The organism is Streptococcus sp. k-378 (assembly GCF_013277505.1).
Taxonomy (GTDB): domain Bacteria; phylum Bacillota; class Bacilli; order Lactobacillales; family Streptococcaceae; genus Streptococcus; species Streptococcus pseudopneumoniae.
The window spans coordinates 1-12,078 of sequence record NZ_VMNC01000039.1; the positions used below are offsets into that span (position 1 = coordinate 1).

Consider the following 12,078-nt stretch of genomic DNA (forward strand, 5'->3'; position numbering starts at 1 on the left):
ATTTCTCTATACACATCCCGTGTATGGAGCTTTTTTATAAGCAATTCAATTTAATACTCTTCGAAAATCTCTTCAAACCACGTCAGCTTCGCCTTGCCGTATGTATATGTTACTGACTTCGTCAGTTTTATCTGCAACCTCAAAACTGTGTTTTGAGCTGACTTCGTCAGTTTTATCTGCAACCTCAAAACAGTGTTTTGAGCTGACTTCGTCAGTTTCATCTACAACCTCAAAACAGTGTTTTGAGCTGACTTCGTCAGTTTCATCTACAACCTCAAAACAGTGTTTTGAGCATCCCGCAGCTAGTTTCCTAGTTTGCTCTTTGATTTTCATTGAGTATTACTTCATTTTCTTCTGAAATGGAGTTGTTACCCAGTCTATGCTATTGAAAATACGCCAAAACTTCTAAGGGTTTGTGGGCGATATAATCAGGCTGATAGTTGAGCAAATCTGCTTGCTCTCCAAATCCCCAAGTGACGGCCAATTTCTGAATGCCTGTTTCTTGAGCTCCAAGCATATCAAACTTGGTATCTCCGATGATGATGGCTTGTTGAGGGACTAGTTGATGTGTCTGCAAGGCCTGGCGAATGACATCTGCCTTATGAGGTGCTTCAGGGCTGGAACCATAGATGCCATCAAAGAAATGATGGATTCCCAAGTTTTTAGTCATGTCTTGAGCGATTGGAGTATTTTTTGTCGTGGTGATGTAGAGTGGATAACTGCTTGATAACTCCTCAAGCAAGTCTACAGTCTGAGGAAATAGTTGAGCTTCATAGATGCCTTTTGCCTTGTAGTAAGAACGATATATCTGCACAGCCTCAGCGATTTGTTCTTTGGGCAGGCAGGTCGCAAAACTACTTTCGAGGGGCGGTCCCATAAAACCACGAATCGTTTTGGCATCAGGGCTAGGCACCCCCAGCTCCTTAAAGGTATGGGTAAAGGCATTGTGAATTCCGATAGAACTGTCGACGAGGGTTCCATCCAGATCGAAAAAAATCGCTGTGATAGAGGTCATGGTTTCTCCTATTTGATAAACTTATTCTCCGAAAATTTCTTTTTGGAGGCGACGACCAGTAGGGGTGGTAGCGAGTCCACCTTCAGCTGTTTCACGAAAGGCAGTTGGCATGCTTGCTCCTACTTGGTACATGGCATCGATCACTTCATCCACAGGGATTTTAGATTCGATACCTGCCAAGGCCATGTCTGCTGCGATGAAAGCAAAGCTAGCTCCCATGGCATTACGTTTGACACAGGGAACTTCGACCAAACCTGCAACAGGGTCACAGATGAGGCCTAGCATATTTTTAATGACAAAGGCAATAGCTTGACTGGCCTGATAAGGTGTTCCACCTGCAGCCAGAGTCAAGGCAGCAGCACTCATAGCAGAGGCTGAACCAACTTCAGCTTGACAGCCACCTTCAGCACCTGAGATGGAGGCATTGTTTGCGATGACTAGTCCAAAGGCACCAGCAGCAAAGAGGAAATCCAATTGTTGCTCGTGGCTGAGGTTTAATTTTTCAATAGCAGCAGTGAGAACGGAAGGGAGACAACCGGCACTTCCTGCGGTAGGAGTAGCGCAGACCAAGCCCATTTTAGCATTGTGTTCATTGACTGCGATAGCATTTCGGGCAGCAGAGAGAATCGTGTAATCTGACAGAGTTTTTCCGTTTTTGATGTAGTGGTCCAATTTGGCAGCATCTCCACCTGTCAGGCCACTACGAGATTTATTTTCATTGAGGCCAAGTTGGACAGAGGCTTTCATGACTTCCAGATTGCGTTCCATGAGAAGGAAGACTTCTTCACGTTCGCGACCGGTCAATTCAAACTCTGTTGTAATCATGAGTTCTGCGACATTTCCTTGAAAGTCCAGATCTGCTTGCTCGACCAATTCTTTGATAGAATAAAACATGCTTCCTCCTATTTAAAGAAATTGACATTGTGGAGATGAGGGATTTTTCGAATTTCTTCGATAGCCTCATCACAGTTGCGACTGTCAACTTCGATAATCATAATGGCTTTTTCACCAGCTTTTTCACGAGTGACATTCATCTGGGCGATATTGATACCATAGCGGGAAAGCGCCTCTGTTACAAGAGCAATCATGCCTGGAATATCTTGATGAACGATGATGATAGTCGGTGTATTCATATTGAGAGAGACGGCAAAACCATTGAGTTCGGTTACCTGAATATTTCCTCCACCGATAGAAATACCAGTCACGCTGATGGTCTTGTGGACATTTTTGACGGTAATTTTAGTGGTGTTGGGGTGAGGGGCATTGCTGTCTTTCTGAATGGTCCAGACAATCTTGATACCACGCTTGTGGGCAATCTCCAGACTGTTTGGAATTTCAGGATCATCTGTATCCATGCCTAAAATACCTGCAACAAGGGCTAGGTCTGTTCCGTGACCACGATAGGTCTTGGCAAATGAGTTAAAAAGTTGGAATTCAACTTCTGTCGGAGTATCATCAAAAATGGAAGAGACAATCTTCCCAATACGAACAGCACCAGCGGTATGGCTACTAGATGGGCCAATCATAACTGGTCCGATGATATCAAAGACAGATTGAAAACGAAGTGATTTCATCAGTTTCCCCTTATAAAAATTCTTATCTCTATTATATCAAAGAATGAGGGTCTTGACTTTAATTGTGGATGAAAACCTTTCTAATACCTCAAATAGCATAAAAATAGTATCTTTTATGACAAAAAACACCTTATCTAGGGAAATAAAAAATAATTTTGTAATATTTCTACATAAAAGTGTCAAGAAACGGTAATATTTAAAGGGTATGATAGAACTATAGAAAGAAGGAGAATTTTCGAATATGAAATCAACAACTAAAAAGATTAAAACAACTCTTGCAGGAGTAGCTGCCTTGTTTGCAGTATTTGCTCCATCATTTGTATCTGCTCAAGAATCATCAACTTACACTGTTAAAGAAGGTGATACACTTTCAGAAATCGCTGAAACTTACAACACAACTGTTGAGAAATTGGCAGAAAACAACCACATTGATAACATTCATTTGATTTATGTTGGTCAAGAGTTGGTTATCGATGGCCCTGTAGCTCATGCTACAACACCAGCGCCAACTACTTATGCAGCACCAGCTGCTCAAGATGAGGCTGTTTCAGCCACAGTGGCAGAAACTACAGAGGTAGAGGAAGAAACTCCAGTAGTAAGCGAAACAGTAGCAGAAGAAACTGTTGCTTCAACTGTAAGCGAATCTGAAGCAGAAGCCAAAGAATGGATTGCTCAAAAAGAATCAGGCGGTAGCTACACAGCTACAAACGGACGTTATATCGGACGTTACCAATTGACAGATTCATACTTGAACGGTGACTACTCAGCTGAAAACCAAGAACGTGTAGCAGATGCCTACGTTGCAGGACGTTACGGTTCATGGACAGCCGCTAAAAACTTCTGGCTTAACAACGGCTGGTATTAAGAACTAACGAACAGAATAATATGAAAAGGTCGAGGAAATCCCTCGACTTTTTATATTTTCTTCGGTTGATAATAGATCTCTACTTCTTTTTTGAGATGAGACAGCATAGAAGTTTCCTCGGTTATCTCCAGAAGAGAGAAACCTTTTTGGATAAGTTTAGAATCGTCTGTACAAATCCCAATACGGACATAGCAGATAGCAAGCCTATCGTAGCTTTTCTTGTTCTTGGCGTCCTCTAGTAAAGTATAGCAGATTTGTTGACACATATTTTTGTCTTGATTGTATAAGTAAAGGGTGGAAAGGTTGAGTAGGATTGCCATTCGTAAGTCATATAAATGTTGGTAGTTTTTATAGACTTCCAAGCGTTGCAGGATTTTTCCAGTAATGAGATGGAGGTGATCAATGGGAAAGCTGAAAAGGATGGTATTGAGGATTTTTAGATCATTTTCATACCATGTATCTTGTTTTTCAATTTTTTCCCAAAGTTTTGTGACAGTCTGTTTCACTTGGTCTGACAGTTGCTCTGTACCATGTTGACGGATATGAATGACAACTTCCAGCATATCCCTGATTTCTTCTATGGGCAGGTCGTGGTGGGTTTTGAGATAGTCTTGGCATTTTTGAAATAGTTTTTCGAGTTCACTAGTCCCTAGGGTTGAGCTCATATTGAGATAGGTTTGCATGATTTCTGTTCGTTGGCTCGGTTGATAGAGGTGGCAGATATAGTCAAACTCTTCAAAACTCATATTGATTTGACGGAGAAGAAATTCCATATTTTCATATTTGGGAGTTGCCTTGCCACTTTCAATTTTTGATAGGCTGGTTCTTGAGAGAACCTCCCCACAGACCTCTTCTTGGGTCAATCCTTTTGACTCACGTATTTCTTTATAGACTTTTCCGAAATCATAACGCATGGGCTTTCTCCTTTTCGTGAAAAAAGTTAACAAATAATAAAATCCTGTTAAAAATATTGTATCATAATACCAGGAATAGTAAAAAAGAAAACTAAAATAATGTGTGAAAAAAGTTAACTAATTTTAAAATAGAATAAAGAAGAGGTATACTATAGATACAAAATATAGATAGGAGGAAAAAAGTATGAATAAAAAAGTTTTTCGCTTTTTAGTTGTTCTTGCTTTCTTATTTAGCATTGCTACGGTTTTCCCATGGAAATGGCCGATATAATGCGCTAGTTGCAAAAATGAAAGGAAGATGAGTCCAATGGATTATTTAGTAATTACATAAGATTTTCTGTGAATGTTAATTTCGTTTTAAGGTAGTTATTCTATAAATTTGAATTCATTATAATTTTGATTTTTAGTTTATCATATTTGGTTTCACAGGAAGTATATCATATCCCAAATTAAAGAAAACAACACAATACAACATGTTTTTCATTTTGTATTGTGTCGTAAGTGGAGCGAAAGGATTGGATTGTAATAATGAAAAAACTAGATACTAAAACAAAGTTATTTGCAAGTATATGTGCTACGTTAATGATTGGTGCAATGGCTGTCTCTGCTAGAGAAATTTCGGACTACGATATGATTATGCCGAGATTCGGAGGTCGTACAGTGACTGACTCATTATATAAAACAAATCAATCAAGAGGAGTAAATAATAATACATCAATCGGTGGTGGTTATACAATGCACTGTGCTATTTTTAGAGGTGACGCTCAAATGACACGTACATATTCTGCAGGCAGTGGAGATAGGATTTATTTGAATTATAATAGTCCATCAGATGCAGAAGGATCTAATCTTAGATTGGGTGGATGGACAGGGTTCGCAACATATGTTAAAGTTCAAACCAGCGGTTCGTGGAGTCCTGATGAGTATTAAGAGCTAGAATATAGGTTTGTATATTTGGGGGTGAGCATGTTCGCTCATCCCATTTGTTTTATAGGAGAGAAGTATGGATTACAAGGTCAGTATATTTTTAAAAGGGATGAAAAATAAGCAATTCTTTTTAGCAATATTAATTATTTTAACTTCTATGATATTTTCTGTAAGTGCATTTATTGAAGAGGGGATGGAGTATTTTTTTAATCATGATTATATTGTGGTATTTTTACAAGGTTATAATGGTGATAGGTCGTTGTTAATAGTTTTGGCACCTCTTATTGCAACAATTCCTTTTGCGTCACAGCATATCGAAAATAGAAAAAGTGGAATAATGAAATATATTATATCAAGGATGGGATATAAACAGTATTTTAATTCTATTTTTATAATCAATGGATTCATATCATTTACAACATTTATTTTTGGAATGTTATTATTCTTGATAATGTCAATTTTATTTTTTAATAGAAGTATAAATATGGATGCTTATTATGCAATAACAAAAGTTTCTATTTATGAATCAGCAGTGAGGACATCCCCGTTATTTTATGTAGTAATAATCATTTTACATTGTTCCTTTGTTGGCGTTGCATATAGTAGTGTTGGATTGGCGATGTCATATTTTATTAAGAGCAAATTTGTTGCATGGTTATCCCCATTTATTTTAACGACAATAGGATCATTGTTTGCTATGTTTTTAGGTCTTACTAAAATTGAACCAATGGCAATTTTTGATGTTTCAAGAGTAAAAGGAATAAGCATAATATTTGTTTTTGTATATTTGATACTTGTAGTAGTAATATCATATTGGATGTCGTATAAAAAATTTAAAAGGGATATAGAAACTGATGAAGAAATTTAAAGAATTAAAAAATAAAGAAGATTTTTATATAGGTTTTATATATTTATTAGTGGCTTTTGCTATATTAGCAAATTTTAGTCAGCTGATAGTATTGAAATATAAATTTGGGAATTTTCATTTTGGTGAGCTGATTCTTATCATGTTTAATGATTCCTATACTGGATATTTCACATTTCCGTTTTTATTAGCTTTCATAATGATGCTACAAAGCCCAGTTGAACAAAATATATTTTTTGTACTAAGTAGGTATTCAAGTAGAAATGATTTTTATAGAAATAAGCATTTCAAAATTTTGAAAAGTGTGATTTATTATGTGGTTAGTATTTGTATATTTTCCACTATAGTAGGAATAGGAGATTCTAACTTTGGCATCGGCATTTCAACAGCCACAAAAAAATTTTCAGAAACGTATTTATTTGGAAATTTTGAAACGAATATCGTAATTTATGAGATAGGGAAGATAATAATTTTACAAGGATTGTTGCTATATTTCTTTTCCCTGCTCCATGCACTTTTAACACAGTTTAGAATATCACAATCGTTAGTATTTGTTATCTATACGGGCACTTTGATTGTAATGGCGGGTTCAACATTGGGCTTGTTAGGAGAACATCTGAGACCATTTTCATTGTTTTCTATTTCCGGTTCAGTATATGGTTACGGTATAAATTTCATTGGTAGATGTGGGATATTGGTATTTGTTGATGCAATGTTAGTTCTATTAAATTTTAAAATATTTGAAAATAAAGATATTACATTACCTAAAGGAAGTAAGCAGTATCAAGATGAGTAAGGAGTTGAAACGTATGGATTGTATAAAAGTAGATCATCTTTCAAAAACATTTGGGAAAAAGTGTGTTATAGATGATGTTAGTTATGTTTTTGAATCAGGTAAAATATATGGAATTATAGGAACCAATGGATGCGGGAAAAGTGTATTATTTAAAATGATTTCAGGACTAATGAAACCTACTACGGGTAAGATTACAGTTGGAAGTGTAATTGTTGGTGAAAATGGCTCTATGCTACTTGATGTAGGCTTACTTATTGAACATCCAGGATTTTTGTCTAGTCTAACTGCATTAGAGAATTTAGAGCAATTAGCTACAATCAAAAATAAAATTACTAAGAAAGAGATTGAGGAAGTATTGAATAAGGTAGATTTATATCAGGATAAAGATGTAAGAGTAAAAAATTATTCATTAGGTATGTTACAAAGGTTAGGGATTGCCCAAGCATTGATGGAAAATCCTAAGATTTTACTCCTAGATGAACCATTTAATAGTATGGACTATGAAGGTGTAGAAGAACTTAGAAAAATAATTAAGAGTTATGCTCGAAAGAATCATATTACTATGTTGGTCACATCTCACAATAAAGAGGATATTGAAGTATTATCTGATATTGTTCTTGAATTGAAAAATGGTAAATTAGTTGAGATATCTAACTTTTAGTAATGGTAGGTGGCTAACTTTATTATAGACCTTTCCGAAATCATAACGCATAATTTTCTCCTTTTCGTGAAAAAAGTTAACAAAGAATAAAATCCTATTAAAAATATTGTATCATAGTAATATAAAAAGTAAAAAAGAAAATTAAAATAAGCTGGGTGTAATTTTAATATGGGGTTAATGAGTACTATGATGTAACTAGAAAAGGGGTGGAAAAATGTTTAAAAATAAGGAGCTTTTTCGAGTAGTCATGATATTTGTGATAGGAATTATCCTAATTTTAATGACACCCGTCTTATTTAAAGTTATGATGGACCTATTTTCAAAATAAATAGGCCTCTGTTTTAGGCGGAGTCGTGAATCAGGAGGTTAAGCGATGAACTACAATTTAAAATATATCTTATCAGGAATATTTGTCCTAGTCTTTATAGGTTTCCTAGTCTGGATGCGTTATTTTAATCAGAGGAAGGAAGAAGAGCATTCGGATGTGTCTTTTGAAACGAGGTTGGATAGTGAGGTCAAGAACTTGTATAAACAACTAGGATTGGGTGAGGAGCCTCATTATTTCTTAGCATATCGCTACCTACATCCCTGGTTTGATTTGGCGATTTTACCACCAACAGTTGAAATTTTCTTAACTAAAATAGCGCTGGTGATGGTAACTCCAGATGAACTACTGATAAGAAATCTTGGGAATGGGATGACTTTCACAAGTGAGCATCATCGTGATTTGCGGCAAGGACTTATCCGCATTCCAAAATCAGAGATGAAAGAATTTGAGATTCGTAACTGGAAAAAATTTTTTGTATTTGGCGATTTTTTGACAATTAAAACAAGCCAACATAGCTATTATTTACAGGTTAGAGATGATGGACTTCAAAAAGGAAGTCTTTCTACCAAACATTTCTCCGACTTGAAACGACAAGATTTTCTCGGATTATTAACAGATAAACGGACATTCTGATAGATAATTGCCCTAGTTGTTTATTGTAAACTTTACAAATTTGGCTTGTAATTTTTTTATAAAATTCACTTCAATTACTTGACAGTTATTATATTTTCGCTTATAATATAGATAAAAGGATGGGATAGGAGTTTAAAAATTTGAAAACGCTATCCATGTTGTTTATTGGGCTGATTCTTGAGTAATAGTTAGAGTGTGCTTAATACTACTCTGGTTGTTCAAAGACCTGATACAGAAGAGAACTATTCTCCTAGTTAAGAGTAAGTTCGTTGTTTAAAAATGAAATGAGATAGAAGGAAGGTGAGTCCAATGGACTACGATACTTGTTGATAAATTACTATAGCTGTTTCTACGGAATAGCTCTCGATAATAGGAGAAATAAATCATGAGAAAATTAGTTAAAATTGGTGTTGCATCTTTAATGGTATGTAGTATACTTGCTTCTACAAGTGTTTTGGCAGTATGGGTTGATGGTGGTCAATGGAACTATGGAGTAGGATGGTCAGGAAATTTTGGTTATTCTGATTATTTACATTCTACTCGCTCTCATACAGCAACTGTTAAAGATGGAAATAAATTCTCTAAGGATCGTGCAGAAGCTGAGGCATGGGCTCGGGCTTCAATCTTCAAATTCCCACCAACGGGAATGGAATATTTCTATGGATTTTAATTAAAATTCTCCCTCCCCTTTTGGAGAGGGAGTTTCTTTACGGGAGGTATCTCTATGAAAAAAATCAGTCATCTTTGTATGCTCCTGCTCTTGCTGTGTACTACGTTTTTTGTCCTGAATGTAAATGTTACACGAGAAATAGTGCGGATTCAGGAGATGGGCAAGACAATTTATTCATTTGACTTGTACTTGAAAGATGTCACTAAACCGACAGAAACGATTCTCCAGTTTTTTGAAGAGGTTGCAAGCCAAGACAAGGTCTCTATTATCAAAGTAGATAATGGCGATGAGGTCGTCAAGGCTGGTGTTTTTGATAAGGAAACCTTCCCCTATCAGGAGTTCGGTCTGACTTCTCTTGATTTTTCAAAGAATGAGAAGGGAGTCTACAGTAACCAGAACCTTCCCAATAATCTAGGAACCATTCCCACCTTTTTAAAGGTGAAACTCATTCGACTCCAGACCTTCCAATCTTATATTGAGGATAAATCCCATACTGTAAATGGACGCTACATGATTACCTCCAGCAAAGAGATAGATCGTGATACCATTCTACAAAAGTGGAGTGATTTTTTCCAGATAGATAAGACGATTTTATTAGAACCCACTTACCGAAGTCAGGTTGGAGTGCTAAATCAAGATTTGTTACTATCTATCATTATCTTTATCTTGGCAATCTTGCTTGTGATTTTAATGACAGTTTATCAGCCGATGATGGAGATGAAACGAGTGGGGGTTCAAAAGTTACTTGGTTTTCAAAGCAGGGCGATTTTAGCTGGTTTTGTAAAGACTAATTTTTATCTTCTCTTGGGTGGAAGTCTTGTCATTGACTTGGGACTATTTTTAGTGCTGGACTACAGGCCAAAACTTTTGTTTCCAAGTTTACTCTTATCCCAATTTCTGCTTTTACAGTTGTATTTGTTCATCAGTTGGCTGACCTACCTGATGATTCAGAAAATGACAGTCAGTTCCATGTTGAAAGGTTTTTCATCTGTCAAACTTGGTCTCATCTTTAATTATGTGATGAAAATAGGGACAACTATTTTACTGACGGCCTTACTGATTGGGGTAGGCAAAAGTCTAGAACAAGAAAATAAAGAACTTGCTTATCAGCAACAGTGGGTAAGCCAAGGCAATTACCTGACCTTAGAAACCTTCAAACTCAATGATAACCTGTGGCAAGAAGAGCTAGCAGGTTCAGGGAAATCTACAGATTATTTCTACCAATTTTATCAAGATTTGCTAGCAAAAATACAAGTAAACTATGTGCGAAGTGCGAGTCTTTCTATCAAACCAGTCATCAAAGCAGAACAAGTGCAGCAGTACCAACTGCCTGATAAGGTAGATGTTTACTATGCAAATAGCAATTTTCTAAAGAGCAAGGGATTCAAGTTACCAGATACCAGCACTAAAAAAGTTATTTTGATGCCAGCCAGTGCCAAAGGACAAGAAGGCAAGAATCAGTTCTTGGGAAAATCCATCGCCTATCTTTCTATGAGGTATGAAGAACAGCAAAAGCAAAGGGTAGAAGATATGGATGTAGAAATTGCCTACTATGAAGGAGATTGGTCTTTCTTCCCTTATAATAATGAGCGAAAGGAAAATCTCCACAATCCAATCATTAGTCTGGTAAATGATCAAGACATGATGTGGGAAGAAAAGACTCACTTGTCAACGACAGGTTTAAACAACCCTATGAAAGTTGAAAATACGGAACAAAATCAAAAAGTGATCACAGAGTTAGTCGATAACTTATCTGATGGTAGCTATTTAAAATTTTCATCGATTCAAGCAATTCAAGAGGAGATAGTTGATACTTATCGGGATTCTGTTCGTAATTTTAACGTTCTTTTTGCCTTATTTGCTCTTCTCAGTATGATTGTCTCCTACTTTTTACTCGTTACTACTTTCTTGTTGAAGCGCAGGGATATCATTACCAAGAAGTTTATGGGGTGGAAACTGGTCGATCGCTACCGTCCTCTCCTCGTTCTGCTCTTGCTGGGCTATAGTCTCCCTCTTCTAGTCTTGATTTTCTTTGCCCATGCGCTCCTGCCACTTCTACTGTTTGCAGGTTTTACATGTTTGGATATACTATTTGTGCTAGCCTTGGCTTCTAGGATGGAGAAAAGAAGTTTAGTAGAGTTATTGAAAGGGGGCATCTTATGATTGAGTTGAAAAATATTACCAAAACCATTGGGGGAAAAGTGATTTTGGATAACTTGTCTCTCAGGATTGATCAGGGAGATTTGGTAGCCATTGTTGGCAAGAGTGGTAGTGGTAAGTCAACCTTGTTAAATTTATTAGGTTTGATAGATGGTGATTATAGCGGACGGTATGAGATTTTTGGTCAGACAAATCTAGCGGTCAATTCTGCCAAGTCACAAACAATAATCCGTGAACATATCTCTTATCTATTTCAAAATTTTGCCCTGATTGATGATGAAACGGTCGAGTACAATCTCATGCTGGCGCTGAAATATGTGAAATTGTCTAAGAAAGACAAACTCAAAAAGGTGGAAGAGATTTTAGAGAGAGTAGGTTTGTCAGCTACTTTGCACCAAAAGGTCTCCGAGTTGTCTGGTGGCGAACAACAACGAATTGCAGTTGCTAGAGCCATCTTAAAACCCAGTCAGCTGATTTTAGCCGATGAACCAACAGGTTCTCTGGACCCTGAAAATAGAGATTTGGTCTTGAAGTTTCTCCTAGAGATGAATCGAGAGGGGAAAACAGTCATTATTGTGACCCACGATGCTTATGTAGCCCAACAATGTCATCGCGTCATTGAATTGGGCAAGGGGGAATGAGTTAGTTCTGCTTATTTTGACTGAGTGAA

The 12,078-nt window shown here is 36.7% G+C and carries 14 protein-coding genes; 9 read left to right on the forward strand and 5 right to left on the reverse strand.

The features are described from left to right. Positions 1 to 72: 72 nt before the first annotated feature. Genes HT719_RS11550 through sdaAB form a run of 4 tightly spaced genes read right to left on the reverse strand, consistent with a single transcriptional unit; the run spans position 73 to position 2,589 of the window. Positions 73 to 333 (reverse strand): hypothetical protein, encoded by a 261-nt coding sequence (locus HT719_RS11550; RefSeq protein WP_240156551.1) that lies wholly within the window; start codon positions 331 to 333, stop codon positions 73 to 75. Positions 334 to 382: 49 nt separating this feature from the next. After that, positions 383 to 1,015: an HAD hydrolase-like protein gene (locus HT719_RS04760; RefSeq protein WP_172928425.1), complete on the reverse strand. Its 633-nt coding sequence runs from the start codon at positions 1,013 to 1,015 to the stop codon at positions 383 to 385. 21 nt (positions 1,016 to 1,036) lie between these two features. Beyond that, the gene (gene sdaAA, locus HT719_RS04765; protein ID WP_016398065.1) at positions 1,037 to 1,909 is read right to left on the reverse strand and encodes an L-serine ammonia-lyase, iron-sulfur-dependent, subunit alpha; all 873 of its coding nucleotides are present in this window, start codon (positions 1,907 to 1,909) and stop codon (positions 1,037 to 1,039) included. An 8-nt stretch (positions 1,910 to 1,917) separates the two neighbouring features. Continuing rightward, positions 1,918 to 2,589: an L-serine ammonia-lyase, iron-sulfur-dependent subunit beta gene (gene sdaAB / locus HT719_RS04770; protein WP_000838914.1), complete on the reverse strand. Its 672-nt coding sequence runs from the start codon at positions 2,587 to 2,589 to the stop codon at positions 1,918 to 1,920. Positions 2,590 to 2,830: 241 nt separating this feature from the next. Here sdaAB and HT719_RS04775 point away from each other — a divergent pair, with 241 nt between their 5' ends. After that, positions 2,831 to 3,454, forward strand: coding sequence for a LysM domain-containing protein (locus HT719_RS04775; protein WP_172928426.1), 624 nt, complete (start codon positions 2,831 to 2,833; stop codon positions 3,452 to 3,454). 50 nt (positions 3,455 to 3,504) lie between these two features. On the opposite strand, the gene HT719_RS04780 is transcribed toward HT719_RS04775, so the two are convergent. Further along, positions 3,505 to 4,368: a helix-turn-helix transcriptional regulator gene (locus HT719_RS04780; protein WP_172928427.1), complete on the reverse strand. Its 864-nt coding sequence runs from the start codon at positions 4,366 to 4,368 to the stop codon at positions 3,505 to 3,507. Between the two features lie 528 nt (positions 4,369 to 4,896). On the opposite strand from HT719_RS04780, the gene HT719_RS04785 reads away from it, so the two are divergent. The 8 genes from HT719_RS04785 to HT719_RS04820 all read left to right on the forward strand — a co-directional run bounded on the left by HT719_RS04785 (position 4,897) and on the right by HT719_RS04820 (position 12,049). Next, positions 4,897 to 5,298 carry a hypothetical protein gene (locus HT719_RS04785; RefSeq protein WP_050390508.1) on the forward strand — a complete coding sequence of 134 codons (402 nt, stop codon included), beginning with the start codon at positions 4,897 to 4,899 and terminating at the stop codon, positions 5,296 to 5,298. 73 nt (positions 5,299 to 5,371) lie between these two features. Then, positions 5,372 to 6,163 (forward strand): hypothetical protein, encoded by a 792-nt coding sequence (locus HT719_RS04790; protein WP_000385027.1) that lies wholly within the window; start codon positions 5,372 to 5,374, stop codon positions 6,161 to 6,163. Next, positions 6,150 to 6,956, forward strand: a complete 807-nt coding sequence (locus tag HT719_RS04795; protein WP_000713604.1) for a hypothetical protein — start codon at positions 6,150 to 6,152, stop codon at positions 6,954 to 6,956. The genes HT719_RS04790 and HT719_RS04795 overlap by 14 nt, the downstream gene beginning before the upstream one ends. A gap of 13 nt (positions 6,957 to 6,969) precedes the next feature. Beyond that, complete coding sequence (locus HT719_RS04800; RefSeq protein WP_172928428.1) at positions 6,970 to 7,617, forward strand: ABC transporter ATP-binding protein; 648 nt, start codon at positions 6,970 to 6,972, stop codon at positions 7,615 to 7,617. 373 nt (positions 7,618 to 7,990) lie between these two features. Next, the gene (locus tag HT719_RS04805) at positions 7,991 to 8,578 is read left to right on the forward strand and encodes a hypothetical protein (RefSeq protein ID WP_172928430.1); all 588 of its coding nucleotides are present in this window, start codon (positions 7,991 to 7,993) and stop codon (positions 8,576 to 8,578) included. Between the two features lie 385 nt (positions 8,579 to 8,963). After that, positions 8,964 to 9,248, forward strand: coding sequence for a lactococcin 972 family bacteriocin (locus HT719_RS04810; protein WP_001230167.1), 285 nt, complete (start codon positions 8,964 to 8,966; stop codon positions 9,246 to 9,248). A gap of 54 nt (positions 9,249 to 9,302) precedes the next feature. After that, a complete protein-coding gene (locus tag HT719_RS04815) occupies positions 9,303 to 11,411 on the forward strand; it encodes a bacteriocin-associated integral membrane family protein (RefSeq protein ID WP_172928432.1) in 2,109 nt (702 codons plus the stop codon). Continuing rightward, entirely contained in the window at positions 11,408 to 12,049 is a 642-nt protein-coding gene (locus HT719_RS04820) for an ABC transporter ATP-binding protein (protein ID WP_023935510.1), read from the forward strand. The genes HT719_RS04815 and HT719_RS04820 overlap by 4 nt, the downstream gene beginning before the upstream one ends. The last annotated feature ends 29 nt before the right edge of the window (positions 12,050 to 12,078 follow it).

Excerpts from the sequence above, each read along its gene's own strand:
- HT719_RS04790 (WP_000385027.1), top strand. The coding sequence starts at position 5,372 with ATGGATTACAAGGTCAGTATATTTTTAAAAGGGATGAAAAATAAGCAA.
- HT719_RS04760 (WP_172928425.1), bottom strand. The coding sequence starts at position 1,015 with ATGACCTCTATCACAGCGATTTTTTTCGATCTGGATGGAACCCTCGTC.
- sdaAA (WP_016398065.1), bottom strand. The coding sequence starts at position 1,909 with ATGTTTTATTCTATCAAAGAATTGGTCGAGCAAGCAGATCTGGACTTT.
- HT719_RS04815 (WP_172928432.1), top strand. The coding sequence starts at position 9,303 with ATGAAAAAAATCAGTCATCTTTGTATGCTCCTGCTCTTGCTGTGTACT.
- sdaAB (WP_000838914.1), bottom strand. The coding sequence starts at position 2,589 with ATGAAATCACTTCGTTTTCAATCTGTCTTTGATATCATCGGACCAGTT.
- HT719_RS04775 (WP_172928426.1), top strand. The coding sequence starts at position 2,831 with ATGAAATCAACAACTAAAAAGATTAAAACAACTCTTGCAGGAGTAGCT.
- HT719_RS04820 (WP_023935510.1), top strand. The coding sequence starts at position 11,408 with ATGATTGAGTTGAAAAATATTACCAAAACCATTGGGGGAAAAGTGATT.
- HT719_RS11550 (WP_240156551.1), bottom strand. The coding sequence starts at position 333 with ATGAAAATCAAAGAGCAAACTAGGAAACTAGCTGCGGGATGCTCAAAA.
- HT719_RS04780 (WP_172928427.1), bottom strand. The coding sequence starts at position 4,368 with ATGCGTTATGATTTCGGAAAAGTCTATAAAGAAATACGTGAGTCAAAA.
- HT719_RS04785 (WP_050390508.1), top strand. The coding sequence starts at position 4,897 with ATGAAAAAACTAGATACTAAAACAAAGTTATTTGCAAGTATATGTGCT.
- HT719_RS04800 (WP_172928428.1), top strand. The coding sequence starts at position 6,970 with ATGGATTGTATAAAAGTAGATCATCTTTCAAAAACATTTGGGAAAAAG.
- HT719_RS04795 (WP_000713604.1), top strand. The coding sequence starts at position 6,150 with ATGAAGAAATTTAAAGAATTAAAAAATAAAGAAGATTTTTATATAGGT.
- HT719_RS04810 (WP_001230167.1), top strand. The coding sequence starts at position 8,964 with ATGAGAAAATTAGTTAAAATTGGTGTTGCATCTTTAATGGTATGTAGT.
- HT719_RS04805 (WP_172928430.1), top strand. The coding sequence starts at position 7,991 with ATGAACTACAATTTAAAATATATCTTATCAGGAATATTTGTCCTAGTC.